23 protein-coding genes and 1 other RNA gene are annotated in these 17,381 nt (G+C 55.1%); 14 read left to right on the top strand and 10 right to left on the bottom strand.

Annotated elements, in window-relative coordinates:
* Window positions 1–6: 6 nt before the first annotated feature.
* Window positions 7–864 (top strand): DMT family transporter, encoded by an 858-nt coding sequence (locus tag H1D41_RS13025; protein ID WP_228849321.1) that lies wholly within the window; start codon window positions 7–9, stop codon window positions 862–864.
* A gap of 41 nt (window positions 865–905) precedes the next feature.
* Window positions 906–1,643: an esterase/lipase family protein gene (locus H1D41_RS13030; protein ID WP_324250284.1), complete on the top strand. Its 738-nt coding sequence runs from the start codon at window positions 906–908 to the stop codon at window positions 1,641–1,643.
* Between the two features lie 12 nt (window positions 1,644–1,655).
* On the opposite strand, the gene H1D41_RS13035 is transcribed toward H1D41_RS13030, so the two are convergent.
* From H1D41_RS13035 to H1D41_RS13045, 3 genes are all read right to left on the bottom strand, one after another.
* Window positions 1,656–2,741 (bottom strand): 5-(carboxyamino)imidazole ribonucleotide synthase, encoded by a 1,086-nt coding sequence (locus H1D41_RS13035; protein ID WP_228849323.1) that lies wholly within the window; start codon window positions 2,739–2,741, stop codon window positions 1,656–1,658.
* The gene (purE, locus tag H1D41_RS13040; protein ID WP_228849324.1) at window positions 2,734–3,219 is read right to left on the bottom strand and encodes a 5-(carboxyamino)imidazole ribonucleotide mutase; all 486 of its coding nucleotides are present in this window, start codon (window positions 3,217–3,219) and stop codon (window positions 2,734–2,736) included. Before purE ends, H1D41_RS13035 begins: the two co-directional genes overlap by 8 nt.
* A 92-nt stretch (window positions 3,220–3,311) precedes the next feature.
* Window positions 3,312–3,530, bottom strand: a complete 219-nt coding sequence (locus H1D41_RS13045; protein ID WP_107498187.1) for a YdcH family protein — start codon at window positions 3,528–3,530, stop codon at window positions 3,312–3,314.
* Between the two features lie 171 nt (window positions 3,531–3,701).
* On the opposite strand from H1D41_RS13045, the gene H1D41_RS13050 reads away from it, so the two are divergent.
* The 7 genes from H1D41_RS13050 (at window position 3,702) to rnpB (ending at window position 8,129) form a co-directional block, all read left to right on the top strand.
* Entirely contained in the window at window positions 3,702–4,124 is a 423-nt protein-coding gene (locus tag H1D41_RS13050; protein WP_228849325.1) for an Hsp20 family protein, read from the top strand.
* A complete protein-coding gene (locus H1D41_RS13055) occupies window positions 4,124–4,369 on the top strand; it encodes a DUF1150 family protein (protein ID WP_228849326.1) in 246 nt (81 codons plus the stop codon). Before H1D41_RS13050 ends, H1D41_RS13055 begins: the two co-directional genes overlap by 1 nt.
* 150 nt (window positions 4,370–4,519) lie before the next feature.
* A complete protein-coding gene (gene gatC / locus H1D41_RS13060) occupies window positions 4,520–4,807 on the top strand; it encodes an Asp-tRNA(Asn)/Glu-tRNA(Gln) amidotransferase subunit GatC (RefSeq protein ID WP_228849327.1) in 288 nt (95 codons plus the stop codon).
* Window positions 4,807–6,294, top strand: coding sequence for an Asp-tRNA(Asn)/Glu-tRNA(Gln) amidotransferase subunit GatA (gene gatA, locus H1D41_RS13065; protein WP_228849328.1), 1,488 nt, complete (start codon window positions 4,807–4,809; stop codon window positions 6,292–6,294). Before gatC ends, gatA begins: the two co-directional genes overlap by 1 nt.
* 34 nt (window positions 6,295–6,328) lie before the next feature.
* Complete coding sequence (locus H1D41_RS13070) at window positions 6,329–7,036, top strand: hypothetical protein (protein ID WP_228849329.1); 708 nt, start codon at window positions 6,329–6,331, stop codon at window positions 7,034–7,036.
* Window positions 7,037–7,123: 87 nt separating this feature from the next.
* Window positions 7,124–7,741, top strand: coding sequence for an N-acetylmuramoyl-L-alanine amidase (locus H1D41_RS13075; protein WP_228849455.1), 618 nt, complete (start codon window positions 7,124–7,126; stop codon window positions 7,739–7,741).
* Between the two features lie 12 nt (window positions 7,742–7,753).
* Window positions 7,754–8,129, top strand: an RNA gene (gene rnpB / locus H1D41_RS13080) — RNase P RNA component class A.
* A 4-nt stretch (window positions 8,130–8,133) separates the two neighbouring features.
* Here rnpB and H1D41_RS13085 read toward each other — a convergent pair.
* Entirely contained in the window at window positions 8,134–8,613 is a 480-nt protein-coding gene (locus tag H1D41_RS13085; protein WP_267473692.1) for a GFA family protein, read from the bottom strand.
* 181 nt (window positions 8,614–8,794) lie between these two features.
* Here H1D41_RS13085 and rpmG point away from each other — a divergent pair, with 181 nt between their 5' ends.
* Together rpmG and H1D41_RS13095 are read left to right on the top strand one after the other, a co-directional pair.
* Window positions 8,795–8,962, top strand: coding sequence for a 50S ribosomal protein L33 (gene rpmG / locus H1D41_RS13090; RefSeq protein ID WP_008554190.1), 168 nt, complete (start codon window positions 8,795–8,797; stop codon window positions 8,960–8,962).
* 123 nt (window positions 8,963–9,085) lie between these two features.
* Window positions 9,086–9,655, top strand: a complete 570-nt coding sequence (locus tag H1D41_RS13095; protein WP_228849331.1) for a GNAT family N-acetyltransferase — start codon at window positions 9,086–9,088, stop codon at window positions 9,653–9,655.
* On the opposite strand, the gene H1D41_RS13100 is transcribed toward H1D41_RS13095, so the two are convergent.
* The 4 genes from H1D41_RS13100 to H1D41_RS13115 form a co-directional block, all read right to left on the bottom strand.
* The gene (locus H1D41_RS13100) at window positions 9,650–10,378 is read right to left on the bottom strand and encodes a hypothetical protein (RefSeq protein WP_228849332.1); all 729 of its coding nucleotides are present in this window, start codon (window positions 10,376–10,378) and stop codon (window positions 9,650–9,652) included. The two genes, H1D41_RS13095 and H1D41_RS13100, sit on opposite strands and share 6 nt — an antisense overlap.
* A gap of 14 nt (window positions 10,379–10,392) precedes the next feature.
* Entirely contained in the window at window positions 10,393–10,866 is a 474-nt protein-coding gene (locus tag H1D41_RS13105) for a GNAT family N-acetyltransferase (protein WP_228849333.1), read from the bottom strand.
* 72 nt (window positions 10,867–10,938) lie between these two features.
* Entirely contained in the window at window positions 10,939–11,718 is a 780-nt protein-coding gene (locus tag H1D41_RS13110) for a Bax inhibitor-1/YccA family protein (RefSeq protein WP_107498197.1), read from the bottom strand.
* A gap of 102 nt (window positions 11,719–11,820) precedes the next feature.
* The gene (locus H1D41_RS13115) at window positions 11,821–12,039 is read right to left on the bottom strand and encodes a DUF1127 domain-containing protein (protein WP_107498198.1); all 219 of its coding nucleotides are present in this window, start codon (window positions 12,037–12,039) and stop codon (window positions 11,821–11,823) included.
* Window positions 12,040–12,164: 125 nt separating this feature from the next.
* On the opposite strand from H1D41_RS13115, the gene H1D41_RS13120 reads away from it, so the two are divergent.
* On the top strand, window positions 12,165–13,019 hold the full coding sequence (locus tag H1D41_RS13120; protein ID WP_107498199.1) for a LysR family transcriptional regulator: 855 nt from the start codon (window positions 12,165–12,167) through the stop codon (window positions 13,017–13,019).
* Between the two features lie 19 nt (window positions 13,020–13,038).
* On the opposite strand, the gene H1D41_RS13125 is transcribed toward H1D41_RS13120, so the two are convergent.
* Window positions 13,039–14,013, bottom strand: a complete 975-nt coding sequence (locus H1D41_RS13125; RefSeq protein ID WP_228849334.1) for an NADPH:quinone oxidoreductase family protein — start codon at window positions 14,011–14,013, stop codon at window positions 13,039–13,041.
* Between the two features lie 404 nt (window positions 14,014–14,417).
* On the opposite strand from H1D41_RS13125, the gene H1D41_RS13130 reads away from it, so the two are divergent.
* A complete protein-coding gene (locus tag H1D41_RS13130; RefSeq protein ID WP_228849335.1) occupies window positions 14,418–14,792 on the top strand; it encodes a helix-turn-helix domain-containing protein in 375 nt (124 codons plus the stop codon).
* A gap of 89 nt (window positions 14,793–14,881) precedes the next feature.
* Window positions 14,882–15,691 (top strand): histidinol-phosphatase, encoded by an 810-nt coding sequence (hisN, locus tag H1D41_RS13135; protein WP_228849336.1) that lies wholly within the window; start codon window positions 14,882–14,884, stop codon window positions 15,689–15,691.
* Window positions 15,692–15,741: 50 nt separating this feature from the next.
* Here hisN and betC read toward each other — a convergent pair whose 3' ends face one another.
* Window positions 15,742–17,253, bottom strand: coding sequence for a choline-sulfatase (gene betC, locus H1D41_RS13140; protein ID WP_228849337.1), 1,512 nt, complete (start codon window positions 17,251–17,253; stop codon window positions 15,742–15,744).
* Between the last annotated feature and the right edge of the window lie 128 nt (window positions 17,254–17,381).

Raw genomic sequence — 17,381 nt, forward strand, 5'->3', positions numbered from 1 at the left:
ATCTTCATGCGTTTGTTTCTTCTGACTTCTCTGACGATGGTGGCTTTCGCTGCAAATTCCGTCCTGAATCGCGCGGCCCTTGTCACGGGCGACATGACGGCCCTGCAGTTTTCGGCCATCCGGGCGATGTCCGGGGCGATTATATTGCTTGTGCTGATCCTCTGGCAATCAGGAAACCTGGCCCGCCTGCGTGCTGCCAGTATCACCGGTGGGGCAATGCTGGCGCTGTATCTGGTTGGTTTTTCGATCGCTTACACACATATGGATTCGGGCGTTGGTGCGTTGATTCTGTTTGGTGGTGTGCAGATCACGATGTTTGGCGGTGCTTTGATTGCACGTGAAAACATTCCCCCGCAACGCTGGGTCGGGGCCGCGCTGGCCTTTGCCGGGCTTGTGGTGCTGGTCTGGCCTTCAGATTATTCCGGGTCCTGGGTGCATGCCGAAATCTTCATGGGCTTGGCTGCGCTGGGCTGGGGCATCTATTCACTGCTGGGGCGCGGTGCTAAAGATCCGCTTGCGGCCACAGCCGGAAATTTTGTCTATGCCTGCCTGCCGGTTGGTGTGGCGCTGATGATGCTTGATGGTCTTCGCATCCCTGAGCTTACGATTGCGCTGTTCTACGCTGTTCTGTCAGGTGCAATCACGTCAGGGCTGGGCTATGCGCTCTGGTATCAGCTGCTGCCGCAACTGCGCACAAGCATTGCGGCGATCGCGCAGCTTTCGGTTCCCCTGATTGCCGCTGCAGGTGGGGTGATTTTTCTGTCTGAAGCCACCGACAACCGTTTCTGGATTGCGGCTTTCCTTGTCCTCGGCGGGATCGCGCTGTCCTTGTTTCCGTCGCGGAAACGCCTCTCGAATTCTTAACGGCCGCCGCCTATATACCGCTTATGCGCTGGTTATCTGCCTTGATTTTTTCTGCCCTGACCATGCCCGCCCAGGCGGATTGCGTGGTGCTTTTGCACGGGTTGGCGCGCACAGAATCCTCAATGGTGGTTATTGAAGAAGCCCTGGAGTCCAATGGCTACAACGTCGTCAATCAGGGTTATGATTCGACACATGAAGACATTCCGACGCTGGCAGAACTTGCGGTGCCCGAAGGGGTCCGCCGCTGTCAGGTGCAGGATCCGGTCGGGACGGTGCACTTTGTGACCCATTCCATGGGCGGCATCATTCTGCGGGCCTATGTGGCGCAGGAACGCCCGGACATGCTGGGGCGGGTTGTGATGATGGGGCCACCCAATCAGGGATCAGAACTGGTAGACAGTTTCAGCCGGCTTGAACCGTTTGCATGGATCAACGGGCCTGCGGGCATGGATCTTGGGACGGGTGTTCAGAATGCACCACGCAGTCTGCCAGCGCCTGCGTTTGAGCTGGGCATAATCGCGGGCAGCCGGTCACTGAACCCTTTGTATTCGGCGGTTATTCCAGGGGCAGATGACGGAAAGGTTGCCGTGGCCTCTACCCGGCTTGCCGGAATGCGGGATCATATTTCCCTGCCTGTGACACATACATTTATGATGAACAACCCGCTGGTGGTTGGCCAGGTTCTGACATTCCTGCAAACGGGGTATTTTGAACCTGACATGTCTTATCGTCAGGCGGCAGAAATGATTGCCGGACCAATCCTTGAGGATGATGACTGATCCGGCAGTGTGTTATTTAGATGCGCCCTGCACACGGTTCACGTGGCCCATCTTGCGGCCGGTTTTCACTTCGGCTTTGCCATAAAGATGGATGGAGGCTTTCGGATCGGCCAGCAGGTCCGGCAGGTGGTCCATGTCCTCGCCAATCAGGTTTTCCATGACCACATCCGAATGACGTTTGCCATCGCCCAGCGGCAGGCCCGCTACCGCACGGATGTGTTGTTCGAACTGATCAACCGCGCAGCCGTTCTGTGTCCAGTGGCCTGAGTTATGAACGCGAGGGGCGATTTCATTGACGATCAGACCTTTCGGCGTAACGAAAAGCTCCACCCCCAGAACGCCAACATAATCCAGCGCGTTCAGGATGTTCGCCGTCAGCAGAACTGCATCCATTCGCTGGCTTGCTGTCAGGCGGGCAGGGACGGTGGTCGTGTCCAGGATGCCGTCTTTATGCACGTTTTCGCCGGGGTCATAACAGGACACTTCGCCATTGACGCCGCGCGCACCGATGACGGAAACCTCATGCGAGAAATCAACAAAGCCTTCCAGCACTGCAGGGGCGCCGGCCATGGCTTCATAAGCTGTGCGGGCATCTTCTGCGGTTTTCAGGCGGGCCTGGCCCTTGCCGTCATAGCCCATGCGGCGGGTCTTCAGGATGGCAGGCGTGCCGATATCAGTAATCGCAGCTTCCAGATCCTCAAAGCTTTCGACATTGGCGAAAGGTGCGGTGGTCAGGCCAAGGTCACGCAGATATGTTTTCTCTGTCAGACGGTCCTGGGACACACGCAGGGCTTCGCGACCCGGGCGGATCGGGCGCAGGCTTTCCAGCAGATCCAGGGCCGATGTCGGGATGTTTTCAAACTCATAGGTGATCACATCGACGGTTTCGGCAAAGGCACGCAGCGCGTCCTCATCATCGTAAAACGCAGTGGTCACACGATCCGCAACCTGGCCAGCAGGCGGGTTGGCACCGGGTTCAAAGATGTGGGTTTTATAGCCAAGACGTGAGGCGGCCACAGAAAGCATCCGGCCAAGCTGACCACCGCCAAGAATACCGATGGTCGCGTTTGCGGGCAGGGGGGCGTTTGTATCAGTCATCGACAGGTTCATCCGGAATAGAGGCAGACAGCGCATCGCGCCAGGCGTCAAGTTTTTCGGCAAGCGCGCCATCAGAGACCGCAAGAATACCGGCAGCCATCAGGCCTGCATTTGCAGCACCCGCAGCACCAATGGCCATGGTCGCAACCGGAAAGCCCTTGGGCATCTGCACGATGGAATAAAGGCTGTCGACACCGGAAAGCGCTTTGGTCTGCACCGGCACACCAATCACCGGCACGCGGGTTTTAGACGCCATCATGCCCGGAAGATGCGCAGCACCCCCGGCCCCGGCGATGATCACCTTCACACGACCAGCGGCCTTCTTGCCATAATCCCACAGACGATCCGGCGTGCGGTGGGCAGAAACAATCTTTGCCTCATAGCTGATCCCCAGTTCATCGAGAATATCAGCGGCCAGTTTCATTGTCGGCCAGTCTGACTGGCTGCCCATAATAATGCCCACATCTGCCATGGTCATATCCTTCGGTGGCTTTCAGGAAGCGGCACTATAGCCAATTCAGGCGCACAGACAATCTGACAATGGTACCCTGCGTAAATTTCAGGCAGAAATTACGCGATAATATCGGGTGTCAGTTCGTTTTCGATCTTCTGGATCCGGTCTTTCAGGAACAGCTTCTGCTTTTTCAGCCGTTTCAGCGCCAGCTGATCGGCGGTTGCGCGTTCTGCCAGCGCGTCAATCGCGTCATTCAGATCCCGGTGTTCTTCACGCAGAACCTGCAGTTTTACCCGCAATACATCGTTGTGAGACATTTCTTCAGGAGCATCCATTGTCATGGCCTTTTTTATTATTGTCGCCAATTTAACCGCATCAGCGCCAATAAAAAAGAGAGAAATAGACCAAATACCTTGCAAGCCCGGGGACGGCGGCACATATTTTACCTGTCTGTGTTGCCGATATGCGGGGCGCGGGCGTGAGTCGCTGAACACAGGACAAAAAAGATGACAAAACTGACCCTTGGGTCTTACCCCTATCTTCTGGGTTTTGATCAGCTGGAACGGCTGGTGGAACGCACTGCAAAATCCGGAAATGACGGCTATCCCCCTTTTAACATTGAACAAACCAGTGATCATTCCTTCCGTATTACGCTGGCCGTGGCGGGCTTTGCAGAAGAAGATCTGACGATCACGGTCGAAGACAGTCAGTTGAATGTGCGTGGTGCACAGCAAGACGCGGATGACGACCGGGTCTTTTTGCACCGGGGAATCGCGGCAAGACAGTTTCAGAAAAGTTTTGTTCTTGCGGAAGGGGTTGAAGTTGGTGCCGCAAGCATGGAAAACGGACTCCTGCATGTGGATCTGACTCGTTCCGTGCCGGAAACGGTTGTGCAGACCATACAAATCAACAAACCCCGCGGGGCATAATGAATTCAGAATATGATTTTCCCGGGCTTGAGCCTGTTGAAGGCGACAACGAGAATCGCACGGTTTACGTGCGTGCGGTTGACGTTGCTGATCTGCCGGATGAAATGCAGGACGCTGCCGGGGATGTCGAACATCTTTATGCGGTCTGCACGGAAGAAGGTGAACAGCTTGCCTTGGTGAATGAACGCCGCCTGGCTTTTGTGCTGGCGCGTGAACATGATTACGCCCCGGTGTCGGTGCATTAAGCACAGACATCAAATTGAACTGCTGGCTGATAGAGGGCTGAACTGCCGGGATATCAGCATTACCGCCAGGCTTTCGGGCTGGCTGGCTTGCAGGCTGGCCTGTGGCGCGTTAAAGCAGTCGTAACGAAATTGAACCCACAGGAATCCAGCATGTCGATTGACAAGGACACCGCCGCACGGGTGGCAAAACTGGCCCGTATCAAGGTTGAAGATGATGCACTGCCTGCACTGGCGCAGGAATTTAACGCGATCCTCGGCTTTATCGAAGAGCTGAACGAAGTTGACGTTGAAGGTGTTGAACCGATGACCTCTGTGACACCGCAGCGTCTGAAACGCCGTGTGGATGGTGTAACTGACGGCAACCAGCAGGAAGCTGTGCTGAAAAACGCGCCGGATGCGCGTGAAGGGTTCTTTGCCGTGCCGAAGGTGGTTGAATAATGACTGAGCTGAACAAACTGACCATCGCTGACGCGCGTGACGGCATGCGCAAAGGCGATTTTACTTCTTCCGAGATCACCGAAGCCTGCCTGACAGAAATCGACGGCGCAGGCGCGCTGAATGCTTTTGTACATGGCACTGCTGACATCGCACGCGAACAAGCCACTGCTGCGGATGCACGTATCAAAGCCGGTGATGCCCCTGACATGTGCGGCATCCCGCTGGGCATCAAAGATTTGTTCTGCACCAAAGGCGTGCCAAGCCAGGCGGCGTCCCGTATCCTCGAAGGTTTTAAACCAGAATACGAAAGCACCATCACCAGCCAGCTGTTTGATGCTGGATCCGTGATGCTGGGCAAGCTGAACATGGACGAATTCGCCATGGGGTCTTCTAACGAGACCTCTGTTTATGGCGACGTGGTAAACCCATGGCGCCGTGAAGGTTCTGACGCAAAAATCACGCCTGGCGGCTCATCCGGTGGGTCTGCGTCTGCTGTAGCGGCTGATCTGTGTCTTGCCGCTACCGGCACCGATACAGGTGGTTCCATCCGTCAGCCTGCGGCTTTCACAGGCATCACAGGCATCAAGCCAACCTATGGTCGTTGTTCCCGCTGGGGCGTTGTGGCCTTTGCGTCCAGCCTTGATCAGGCCGGCCCGATGACCAAAACTGTGCGCGATTCTGCGATTATGCTGCAGGCGATGTCTGGCCATGATGCCAAAGACAGCACCAGCGCTGATCTGGCCGTGCCGGATTTCGAAGCCGCACTGACCGGTGACATCCGTGGCAAGAAAATTGGTATTCCGAAAGAATACCACATGGATGGTATGCCTGCCGAAATCGAAGCACTTTGGGCCAATGGCCGCGAGATGCTGAAAGACGCGGGCGCTGAGATCGTTGATATCTCCCTGCCGCACACAAAATACGCGCTGCCGGCTTACTATGTGATTGCGCCTGCGGAAGCCTCTTCCAACCTCGCCCGTTATGATGGTGTACGTTATGGCCACCGCGCGACACTGGGTGCGGGTGATGCGATTGACGACATGTATGAGAAAACCCGCGCCGAAGGTTTCGGGGCTGAGGTTCAGCGTCGCGTGATGGTTGGCACTTACGTGCTGTCCGCTGGTTTCTATGATGCCTATTACAACCGTGCCCGTCGCGTACGCACCCTGATTAAGCAGGACTTTGAAAACGTCTTTAACGCCGGCGTCGATGCGATCCTGACACCTGCGACACCTTCCAGCGCTTTCGGCCTTGGTGAAATGAAGAACGCTGATCCGGTACAAATGTACCTGAATGACGTCTTCACCGTCACCGTGAACATGGCGGGCCTGCCGGGCGTTGCCGTGCCTGCGGGTCTCGACAGTCAGGGGCTGCCACTTGGTCTGCAACTGATCGGCCGTCCGTGGGAAGAAGGCGATCTGCTGAATCACGCCTATGTGCTTGAGAAGGCCGCTGGCTTTGTTTCCAAGCCGGGTAAATGGTGGTAAAACGCCACAACAGATAACGGCAGGCAGGATGAAAATGCGTTTTGGCTCTACAGTAATGATGGCAGTCTGCACCTTTGCTTTTGTGGCAGGCTGCACAACACCTGAACCCGATCACCAGCCAGGCGTCGGGTTTGGAAACTATGCGGACTATGAAGCCGAACGTCAGCGTCGCAATGCGGAACTGCGTGGCGAAAGTCTGCCGCCGCGCATTTCATCCGAAGTGCCGGCCCCTGCAAGCACAGAGCTTTCAACAGAAGAGCTTCTGCAATCTGCCGAAGCCGCTGTTGGCGGCGAAGCGCCGACACAGGAATCGCCACGTCTGATCGGCCAGCCAGATAACGCAGGTATCTCTGACGAACAGGATTTCTCTGCTGTCAGTGGCCGTGAAACAATCGAAAGTGACGCTGAACGCATCGCTGCGAATCGCGCCAATTACGAAGTCATTGCACCAACTGCTGTTCCAACCCGTACCGGTAGCGGTGGCCCTAACCTTGTTGAGTTTGCACTGCAGACCAACAATGCGGTTGGCGAACAGGTTCATTCCCGTACGAACCTTCTGTCCGGTAATCGTTATGAACGTAACTGCGCGAAATATGCGTCACCTGACCTTGCCCAGATGGCCTTCTTGCGTGCCGGTGGCCCACAGCGCGATCGCATGGGGATTGATCCGGATGGCGATGGATATGCCTGTCACTGGGATCCGACGGCCTTTCGCAACGTGAACCGTGCCGGTGGCAACTGATTTTACAGGACTGCTGTGAACATTAATCTGAATAAAACGCGGCGCTCTCCGAATTTCGGCGAGCGCCGTGGTGTTTCCGGCCCTGATATGGTGGTGTTGCATTACACAGCCATGGAAGGCTGCGATGCCGCCGCTGAACGCCTGTGTGATCCGCAGTTTGAGGTGTCTGCCCATTACCTGATCGCTGAGAATGGTGAAATTCATCAACTCGTCGATGAAAACATGCGGGCCTGGCATGCCGGGCGGGGTTCCTGGGGGAATGTTGCGGATGTTAATTCCCACTCCGTCGGGATTGAACTGGCCAATACCGGCTTTCATCCGTTTCCAGAGGCGCAAATGCAGGCGCTGGAAGCCCTGCTTGCAGGCATTCTGGCGCGCCACGATATTCCCGCCAGTCGCGTGATCGGCCATTCTGACATGGCACCCGGACGCAAGATTGATCCTGGCACTCGATTTGACTGGCGACGTCTGGCGACACATGGATTGTCTGTTTGGCCACGGCGTGACGCGGCATCTGCCACCAGGTTCGAGGAGGCTGCTGTCGCTTTTGGCTATCCTGCTGAGCTGCCGGCGCAGGATCTGCTCCAGGCTTTCCGGCTGCGCTTCCGTCCGCATGCCAGCGGTCCCCTGGATGCAGCAGATGAGGCCATGATCTCTGATCTCGCAACACGCTTCCCCGTTGACCGCAGTATCATCAGCGCCTAAAGCAGTGCTTGCGTGGATGGCCGGATGACCGCGGGGCCTTTGGGCCGCGAGGAAAGTCCGGACTCCGGAAAGCAACGGTGCCAGGTAACGCCTGGCCAGGGTAACCTGAGGGAAAGCGCCACAGAGAATAAACCGCCTGTCATCTGACAGGTAAGGGTGAAACGGTGGAGTAAGAGCCCACCGCGGGCCTGGCAACAGGACCGGCACGGCAAGCCCCACCGGGAGCAATGCCAAATAGGGACCGCGTGCGGCGCAAGTCGCGGGAATTGCTTCTTCCCAGCAGGTTCGGGTTGGCAGCTATAGTGTACTGGCGACAGTGCGCAGAGAAGAATGGTCATCTATGGGGGTAACCCCGGGACAGAATCCGGCTTACAGGCCATCCACGCAAATCTTCACAATTGCTGCGCTGCGTCAAACACGGTTGCCGGGCGCAGATTGCCCTGTCGATCTGTTACATGTTCTGCGTAGGTTTCTATGCCTGGCGGGATGATGCTGCCACGGACAGCATTGCCCAGGAAGATATGCTTTGAATTCTCTGGCGTGATGTCAAACCAGCCGGGGTCGTCAAAGGACCCTGCAAACACGCCAACGATCTGATCAAAGCGCTCAAAACCCAGATACAGCCGTCCGCCGCACTCCGGACAGAAATGCAGCCACAGATGTTTACCCGACCCTTTTGACAGATGGGCCCAGATTTTGGGTGTGCCCTTGTTCATCCTGAAACTGGCATGTGTGAAAATGGGTTCCACCATATAAGAACTGCCTGTGGTGCGCTGACAGAATCGGCAGTGACAGGTGGTGACTCGCAGGGGCGGAGCGGTTACCTGATACCGGCAGGAACCGCACAGGCAGCCGCCTTCACGGACTTTCATTTGCGTCTCCTCAACTTATTACAGGGCTACCATAGCATATTTTTGATGTTATTTCACGATTGCCCCGGAAACCTCGCCCTAAGTGGTTGACTTGGGGCATAGGCGCGCTAAAAGCAGGCTTCAAGAATTTCACGGGTGGGTGGATTCTATATCCTGCCGCCCCGTTGACTGGAGAAGACCCATGGCGAAGCCGACCACAATTAAGATCCGCCTCAACTCGTCCGCGGGCACCGGCCACTTTTATGTGACGAAGAAAAACGCACGCACCATGACCGAAAAGATGGTCGTGCGCAAATACGACCCGGTTGTGCGCAAGCATGTCGAGTACAAAGAAGGCAAAATCAAGTAAGCCTTCTTAACGAAGACAAAGCAAAAGCCGCGCAACCCACACCGGGAAGCGCGGTTTTTCTTTTGAAGACCTCCGCGCCGCCCCGGACCAACAGCCAAAGCTGACAATCCGCCGGAGATCATCATGGAACAATTTTCTGAGCTGAAGAATTTCACTGCCGTTGAACCACGCGAAACCCGCGTGAAGACGACAGGTGGCCAGACCATTGTTATGCGCATCGCCCGCAAGGGGGATTTTGACGCGGTGGATGCGCTTCTGGCGCAAAGCTATCCCAAAACCCTGACAGGCCACTACCTGCCCTCTGTGATGGCGCTTGCGATGCCAAAAATCGCACGCGCGAATATGCGGCTTCTACGCTCTGGCCGGTATTTTCTGGCGCACAGCGAAAGCGGCCGTCTGCTGGGCGCGGGTGGTTATAGTCTTGAGGCACCCGGTGGGCGTAAATCCATCCCAGGCACTGCCCATATCCGTCATGTCGTGACAGATCATGCGCATCAGGGGCGTGGCATTGGCCGGGCGATCCTGCGGCACAGTCTTGCCCAGGCTGCACAAGAAGGCATCAATCGGTTTGATTGCCTGTCCACTGTGAATGCGGAAGGATTCTATGCCGGTTTAGGGTTTCGTAGTATCGGACCGGTTGAATTGCCCCTTGCCCCGGGGATTCGTTTCCCGGCGGTGCAGATGCAGTTATGAATTCAGTTTCCGGCGCAGGGCTTCCAGTTCTGTGCCGGGGCTGCGCAGTTCTTTCAGTGCTTTCTTCAGATATTTGCGCATCCGCGCAGACAGATCCGGCAGAACCTGTTCCTGCGGGATGCAGCGCAGATATATGAACACAGCAAGGCAATAGCAACGCGTGGGCTGGCGCATGTAGCCGCCCCAACCGCTGGCCTCGTATCCGTTGACCTGAATGATGCCGCCACCGGATGTGACGCAATGCAGATCCGTGCGCAGTTCTTCTTCGCTCATGTCTTCCGGGAATTCTTCTTCGTCATTTAAAAGCACATGATGCATCAATTCGTGATGCAGCGTCGCCAGAAGAGTGATCGGAAGATATTCAAGATGATCCGGATCGTAATGCACAACAGCAGCCCCGCCAACGTCATCCCCCTGGGGTTGCCATGTGCCGCCAACCTGTGACAGCTGGCCATAGTCCGGAACCTGATTTTCTGCCCGCACCCGGTTCAGTGGCGCCACGTGTATTTCAGCATCTTCGATGTGCAACAAGCGCTGAAAATCCCGCACAAGCCGCTGTACCGTTTCCGGGGTCTTACCGCCGGGGGCTGTGAAGAAATCGCGGGTTGGCAGGATCAGCGGCGTATCGTTGCGCAGGATATTCTGATCAATCGCAAAGGAAAATTCTGCGACTATCCAGTGACGCAGATCATCTTCAATAAGCGGGCGGGATTTTAAAAACATAACGAACCTTAACTCTATATTTCACCCTCTGCATAAATGATCTTCGGCGTCAGACCAACAGAACGCATCAGTGCGGCAGAGGCTTCGTTAAACATTGCATAGGTCACACTCATATGGGTGTAACCTTCATCTGCCAGATGTTCCTTCAGCGCGTCAATCAGGGCGCGACCGATGCCCTGGCGGTGATAATCCGGCAGCACCGAAATATGTTCGATCATTCCGTGATTCTTTGGGGGCGAAACTGGTGCCTCTGGACCGCGGCGTTTCCTGCCCAGGACATACCCCATCGGGTGGGCATTCTCATCGCGGGCGACCAGTGCCACATATGCCGGATCACTCAGCATCTCTCTGAGCCAGGCAATACAATCATCTTTATCCGGGTCTGCAATATTGCGTTCGGGTTGATGTAGAACGTGCAGGTCATGCACCACACGCAAAAGTGGCCAGAGTTCATGGGCGTTTTCAGCAGGCAATTGGGTGATTCTCATTTTATCTCTCGCTTAAAAAGAAAAAGGCCGGTCATTTCTGACCGGCCTCGTAATTCAGTTATGATGCAGCGATTATTCTTGCTGACCGAGGAACATCAGCAGGAACTGGAACATGTTCAGGAAAGCCAGATAGAGGCTCATTGCGCCATCAATCGCAGCTTTGTTCAGCCACTCCTGGTCGCCATGCATTGCGTGGGCAACATATGTGTTTTTGATGTCCTGTGTGTAGAACGCTGTCAGGCCTGCGAAAAGCACAACGCCGATGGCGGAAACTGCAAGTGTCAGAACGCTGGATTGCAGGAACATATTCAGGACCATTGCAATGATCAGGCCGATCACGCCCATCATCAGGAAGCCGCCCATAGCGGACAGGTCACGTTTGGTCACATAGCCCCAGATGGAAAGGGATGCGAATGCAATGGATGTCACAAGGAAAGTCTGAACGATAGACGCATCCGTATAAACAAGGAAGATTGAGCTAAGCGACAGGCCGATGACAGACGCAAAGATGAAGAAGCCCAGTTGCACGCCTGCGGAAGACGCGCGACGCATGATTGCGCCCCAGCCGAAAAACAGGAAAGCCAGCGGACCAAAGGCGATGACCCAGCGCAGCGGCGACATGTAAATTGCTTCGCCCAGACCGGTCAGATACTGACCTTCGCGCAGCGCAACAGTGGCACCTGTTGGGTCAGAGGTTACAGCAAGACCAGCAATAGCCCATGCGGCCAGTGCTGTGATCAGCATCCCGATGGACATGGTGCCGTAAACTTTATTCATATGGGCGCGCAGACCCGCATCAATTTCTGCTGCGCGGGCGCCGACGCGGACGTCTGACTGGTGATAGGTCGCCATTAGGGGGCCTCCGGTTGGTAACAATTGACAGCAAAACGCCGCCTTCACTGTGAAATATGGGTGAAGACGGCGCGTTTTTCAAGGATTTCCGGTGCCGGATGATCAGAAGATCCGGTGTGCCTCGGTGTGAGCTGCGCGGGCGGAAACACCAATGTCTTCCAGCAGATGGTCGTCCAGATGTGCCAGGGCGCGACGCTGACGCATCACAGAAGCCATTTTCGCAAAACGTGCAAAGATTGAAGTGGCCTGAGGGCGTGCATTCGCATAGGCCGCAAAATCTGCATAAGAAGTAACGGCGGTTACAGTAGCAGTATGTGTCATAGTTCCGTTCCATTCATGTTTTGTGAAGCATCGGCTTCGTTTCATCATATTACTTGATGTATATGTCATTCCGTGCTTGATATTGGAAATGAATGTTTATCAGGGTATACATCAAGGATTGTGATATGTCGCGTAATATTGATCTGACAGCTTTACGCAGTTTTGTTGCTGTTGCGGATGCGGGTGGTGTCACCAAGGCTGCGGGTTTCCTGCATCTGACGCAATCCGCGGTTTCCATGCAGTTAAAGCGCCTGGAGGAATCACTGAATGTGTCTTTGCTTGATCGGTCGTCCCGTCAGGTGGCTTTGACGGCCTCCGGTGAGCAATTGCTCAGCTATGCCCGGCGCATGCTGGCCCTGAATGACGAAGTCTATGGCAAGCTGACACATCAGTCATATGAGGGCGAGTTCATTCTCGGTGTTCCGCATGATATTGTGTATCCGGGAATTCCTGGGGTGCTGCAGCGCTTTCATGCGGAATATCCGCGTATGAAGGTGCAGTTGATCTCTTCATATACAACGAAACTGAAGTCACTTTTTGCGCAGGGTGAATGCGATGTAATCGTCACGACCGAAAACTCTGCGGGGGAGGGTGCGGAAGTTCTGGCTGAACGACCACTGGTCTGGGTCGGTGCCCCTGGCGGACAGGCGTGGAAAAGTCGCCCCTTGCGTTTGGCTTTTGAACACAACTGCATTTTCCGGCAGGGATCACAGCGAGCGCTTGACCGGGCGGGTATCCCCTGGGAAATGGCGGTGGAAAGTGAAAGTTCACGTACAATTGAGGCCTCGGTCAATGCGGATCTTGCAGTACACGCCGTGATTGAAGGAATGCATGGTCCGCGCATGGAAGAGGTTGACCACGGCGGGACCCTTCCTGAACTGGAAAGCACCAAAATCAACCTATACGTGACTGAGGTGGATCGCGGGCCGGTCTGTGAAGCAATGGCCCAGCTTTTGCGTGGTGCATTCAACGCATTGTAATCTATGCCATATAGTAAGGTCAGACCTCTGTAGGCTGGGGGGTAATTACAATTTTACCTGTAGACTTTCGCTCCTTTAGCAGGGTCAGGGCTTTGTCTGTATCTTTCAGCGTAAAGTGATGGTTCACATTTGCGCTGATCTTCCTCTCAGCAGCCCATTGCAGAATTTGTGCGCCGGATTCCCGGACTTTCTGCGGGGCAAATTTCCAATAAGCGCTCCAGTTTACGCCAATCAGGTCAATATTCTTCACAAGCGTATGGTTGGGTTTGAATGTGGGGAGATCGCCGCTGGCAAAGCCAATCAGCAGAAAGCGTGCGCCTGGATTGCATGCGCGAAACGCGGCTTCCGCCTGTGCGCCGCCAACGGCATCATAGACAACATCAGCGCGCCCGGCTGCAATCACAGCGTCTCGTATGTCATCCGTTTCCGAGTCTATAGTGATATCCGCGCCGGCGTTTCGGGCCGCTTCAAGTTTCGTTTCGCCGCGTGCGACGGCTATAACGCGCGCACCAAGGATTTTGCCCAAAGTGACGGCGCTTAAACCGACACCCCCTGACGCTCCCAGAACCACAAGCGTTTCACCGGGCTGCAGTCGCGCACGTTGTGTCAGTGCGATGTGGCTGGTTCCCCAGGCAACCTGTAACCCGGCGGCATCTGTGAATGACAGGTTATCAGGAAGAATCAGACAGCGATTGGCGGGGGCGATGGCCTGTTCGGCAAAGCCGCCCTGGCCAGAATATACGGCGACGCGCTTGTTCTTCATCTCCTGGCTGACGTCCGGGCCGCAGGCTTCAATCGTCCCGGCCAACTCCATGCCAGGCGTGAAAGGAAGTGGGGGTGTGTCCTGGTAGCGCCCCTTCAGCAGCAGAAGGTCAGAAAAGTTAACGGCTGCTGCAGCTGTTCGAATGCGGACTTCGCCAGAGCGCGGGGCTGGTGTCTCAAGGTCCTGCAGTTTGGGGGCTTTATCAAAGGATATAACGCGATAGCTTAGCATGGGTCCGCCAGTTTCTTAGGGCATTTGCGTAAGGTTTAGCAGAGCGCTTTATCGCTGCGAACTACAATTTGCCCTGCAGGTTTCAGGGTAAAGGGATTGTTTCTGATTTGGCAGTGAGTGTCTTCTCGGAGACCCGATTCGCAAAATGCAACAATCATCGGATCAGCCAGGTTGCGTTTTGCCATGCAAAATGCAAAACACGCTATGCGCGAATTTTATCAATTGGTTTAAGTTTATTGTCAATGGTCGGCCTAACCTGGCCATTTAGCTAATTCAACCGGAAGAATTTCGGTGGTAGTCTGTAGAAGGCGACAAAAAGGCGCTGACGAATTAAAAAAATCATCAAAACTCACACCTGGCATGGAAATTGCTTACTATGTGAGTCAGGGAAAAGGAGTATGGTAATGAAGCACCCTGTAGACGTACATGTTGGTAAACGCGTCAGACATCGCCGCTGGATGGTCGGAATGACACAACAGCAACTGGCAGAGAAAGTTGGAATTAAGTTTCAGCAAATTCAGAAATATGAAACCGGAATGAACCGGGTGAGTGCCTCTCGCCTCTGGGACATTTCTGATGCACTTGACGTGCCCGTGGCATATTTTTTTGAGGGGCTTCGTGATACCGCTGAAGAGGAAGTCAGCGCAAATACGACGGTCCCCGGTGATCTGCTTGCGGATAAAGAAGCCCTTGAACTTATTCGTTCGTACTATTCCATTCCGGAAAACCAGCGACGTCGTTTGTTTGACCTCGCCCGCGTCCTGAGTGACGCTGCATGAAATTGAAACGTGCCGTCTGGTGATGGCGCGTTGATTTTTGTAATTCCGCATGTCAGGCGTATGTAAGCCAATGACATGCGGAGCATTTAATGAAAAACTTCCCTGACGCCGAGGTGGCATCTCTTAAGTCCTGTGCAATCGCGCTGGCAGAGGCCGCCCGGCCGCGGACCCTGGAACATTTTCGTTCCGCTGGTTTGTCCGCAGAAAACAAGCTTAAAGACAGCTTTGATCCGGTAACTGTCGCTGATCGCGCAGCAGAGAAAGCTATGCGTGATGTTCTCGCTGAATTACGTCCGGATGACGCGATCTTTGGCGAAGAATTTGGCCGTAAAGAAGGGACATCGGGCCTGACCTGGGTATTGGACCCAATTGACGGAACACGCAGCTATATCAGCGGAACACCGACCTGGGGGGTGTTGATTGCCGTCGGCGACGAAAATGGCCCTGTGCTGGGGATCATTGATCAGCCGTATATTGGTGAACGCTTCTTTGGTGGCTTTGGTGAAGCTTTCTGTGACGGCCCTTTGGGGGTGCGTGCGTTGAAAACCTCGGATATTTCGGATCTTTCCGAAGCGACCTTGTTCACAACCTTCCCCGAAGTCGGGACAGAAGCTGAACGTCAGGGGTTTGAGACCGTGCGCGATCAGGTGCAGCTGACCCGTTACGGCACGGATTGCTATGCCTATGCGCTTGTCGCGGCCGGACAGGTGGAACTGGTGATCGAAGCCGGCCTGAATGCTTATGATGTGCAGGGGCCGATTGCGGTGATCGAAGCAGCAGGTGGCGTCGTGACCAACTGGCAGGGCGGCCCGGCCCATGAGGGTGGTCAGATCCTTGCGGCAGCGAATGCAGAAATTCACGCCAAAGCCCTTGCCCTGCTCAAGCCATTTGCGGGCTGATAGATATAGGATCAGAGCGGGACTTCCCGCTCTGATCTGTTTGTTTCCGGTTATTCGCCGCGCGGAAAGCGTTTGCTTTCCTCCAGGTTGTCCAGATTCATATGGTTGCGCATATAGCGTTCTGACGCTTTCTGAAGCGGCTGATAATCCCACGGGAAATAAGCCCCGTTGCGCAGCGCTTCATAAACCACCCAGCGGCGCGCCTGACTTTCCCGGACTTCATTGTCATAGGCCGCCAGATCCCAGCGCTCGCCCGCTTCTGCGCGGAACGATGCGGCAACCTCTGCGTGCCCCGGATCTTCTGCCAGGTTGGTCAATTCATGTGGATCCTTGTCCAGATTGAACAGCTGATCCGGATCAAGCGCGCAGCGATTGTACTTCCACGGCCCCTGGCGCAGGGATACAAGCGGCGCATAGCTGGCTTCGGCTGCGTATTCCATGGCCACGGGGGATGCGCGTTCCTCACCGCGTGTCAGGGGCAGCAGGCTTTCACCATCCACCCAGGGGCTGATCTCATCCAGGGAAACGCCGGCGATATCCGCAAGGGTTGGTGTTACATCCAGCGTAGAAACCGGGGTTTCGATCAGACCAGGTTCAAGGCCAGGGGCTGAAATCATCAGCGGCACACGTGCCGAGCCTTCATAGAAGTTCATTTTAAACCACAACCCACGCTCGCCCAGCATATCCCCATGGTCAGACACAAAGATAATGGTGGCTTCCTGGCGTGTCGTTTCAAGGATATCCAGCATCTCACCAACCTTATCATCCAGATAGGAAATATTGGCGAAATAGGCCCGGCGGGAGCGACGGACATCTTCTTCGGTGATGTCAAAGTTACGCCAGTCATTGGCGTCAAAGATCCGCTTTGCGTGCGGGTCGTGATCCTCATAATCCCAGGTCGGGATTTCTGGTAGAAGATGTTCGCAATCCTCATAGAGATCCCAGTACTTTTTGCGGGCGACATAAGGATCATGCGGGTGGGTGAAGCTTGCGGTCAGGCACCAGGGGCGTTCATCATTGCCGCGCGCCAGATCATATAGTTTGGCGCAGGCGTTATAAGCGACCTCATCGTCATATTCCATCTGGTTGGAAATCTCAGCTACACCCGCGCCGGTGACGGATCCCATGTTGTGGTACCACCATTCAATACGCTCACCAGGTTTGCGGTAATCCGGGGTCCAGCCGAAATCAGCCGGATAGATATCGGTTGTCAGACGTTCTTCAAACCCATGCATCTGATCCGGGCCGACAAAGTGCATTTTGCCGGACAAAGCGGTGTAATATCCGGCGCGCCGCAGATGGTGGGCATAGGTCGGAATGTCGGAACGGAACTCAGCCGCATTGTCATAAACGCCTGTGCGGCGCGGAAGCTGACCGGACATAAATGAGGCCCGGCCCGGCGCGCACAGCGGGGATGCGGTGTAAGAATTCTTAAAGCGAGCTGACCGGGCTGCCAGCTTTTTCAGGTTCGGCGCATGTAACCAGTCTGCCGGACCATCGGGAAACAATGTGCCGTTACACTGATCTACCATGATGATGAGGATATTGGGCTGTTTTGTCATTGATCGCGCTTCTTGTGTAAGTGGTGGAAGATCTGGCCCGTTTCAGGGCCGGATGGGTGGGCTGCTGCTGGTCTATCAGTGATCAGTTCCCCCGTCAGATTGTCATGATCTTTGCAATTCACTGATTT

Source organism: Halocynthiibacter styelae, from assembly GCF_016123485.1.
Taxonomy (GTDB): Bacteria; Pseudomonadota; Alphaproteobacteria; order Rhodobacterales; family Rhodobacteraceae; genus Halocynthiibacter; species Halocynthiibacter styelae.

Coding starts and splice junctions, on each gene's coding strand:
- H1D41_RS13025 (WP_228849321.1), top strand. CDS start 7: ATGCGTTTGTTTCTTCTGACTTCTCTGACGATGGTGGCTTTCGCTGCA.
- H1D41_RS13035 (WP_228849323.1), bottom strand. CDS start 2,741: ATGACTGATACAAACGCCCCCCTGCCCGCAAACGCGACCATCGGTATT.
- purE (WP_228849324.1), bottom strand. CDS start 3,219: ATGACCATGGCAGATGTGGGCATTATTATGGGCAGCCAGTCAGACTGG.
- H1D41_RS13045 (WP_107498187.1), bottom strand. CDS start 3,530: ATGGATGCTCCTGAAGAAATGTCTCACAACGATGTATTGCGGGTAAAA.
- H1D41_RS13050 (WP_228849325.1), top strand. CDS start 3,702: ATGACAAAACTGACCCTTGGGTCTTACCCCTATCTTCTGGGTTTTGAT.
- H1D41_RS13055 (WP_228849326.1), top strand. CDS start 4,124: ATGAATTCAGAATATGATTTTCCCGGGCTTGAGCCTGTTGAAGGCGAC.
- gatC (WP_228849327.1), top strand. CDS start 4,520: ATGTCGATTGACAAGGACACCGCCGCACGGGTGGCAAAACTGGCCCGT.
- gatA (WP_228849328.1), top strand. CDS start 4,807: ATGACTGAGCTGAACAAACTGACCATCGCTGACGCGCGTGACGGCATG.
- H1D41_RS13070 (WP_228849329.1), top strand. CDS start 6,329: ATGCGTTTTGGCTCTACAGTAATGATGGCAGTCTGCACCTTTGCTTTT.
- H1D41_RS13075 (WP_228849455.1), top strand. CDS start 7,124: ATGGTGGTGTTGCATTACACAGCCATGGAAGGCTGCGATGCCGCCGCT.
- H1D41_RS13085 (WP_267473692.1), bottom strand. CDS start 8,613: ATGAAAGTCCGTGAAGGCGGCTGCCTGTGCGGTTCCTGCCGGTATCAG.
- rpmG (WP_008554190.1), top strand. CDS start 8,795: ATGGCGAAGCCGACCACAATTAAGATCCGCCTCAACTCGTCCGCGGGC.
- H1D41_RS13095 (WP_228849331.1), top strand. CDS start 9,086: ATGGAACAATTTTCTGAGCTGAAGAATTTCACTGCCGTTGAACCACGC.
- H1D41_RS13100 (WP_228849332.1), bottom strand. CDS start 10,378: ATGTTTTTAAAATCCCGCCCGCTTATTGAAGATGATCTGCGTCACTGG.
- H1D41_RS13105 (WP_228849333.1), bottom strand. CDS start 10,866: ATGAGAATCACCCAATTGCCTGCTGAAAACGCCCATGAACTCTGGCCA.
- H1D41_RS13110 (WP_107498197.1), bottom strand. CDS start 11,718: ATGGCGACCTATCACCAGTCAGACGTCCGCGTCGGCGCCCGCGCAGCA.
- H1D41_RS13115 (WP_107498198.1), bottom strand. CDS start 12,039: ATGACACATACTGCTACTGTAACCGCCGTTACTTCTTATGCAGATTTT.
- H1D41_RS13120 (WP_107498199.1), top strand. CDS start 12,165: ATGTCGCGTAATATTGATCTGACAGCTTTACGCAGTTTTGTTGCTGTT.
- H1D41_RS13125 (WP_228849334.1), bottom strand. CDS start 14,013: ATGCTAAGCTATCGCGTTATATCCTTTGATAAAGCCCCCAAACTGCAG.
- H1D41_RS13130 (WP_228849335.1), top strand. CDS start 14,418: ATGAAGCACCCTGTAGACGTACATGTTGGTAAACGCGTCAGACATCGC.
- hisN (WP_228849336.1), top strand. CDS start 14,882: ATGAAAAACTTCCCTGACGCCGAGGTGGCATCTCTTAAGTCCTGTGCA.
- betC (WP_228849337.1), bottom strand. CDS start 17,253: ATGACAAAACAGCCCAATATCCTCATCATCATGGTAGATCAGTGTAAC.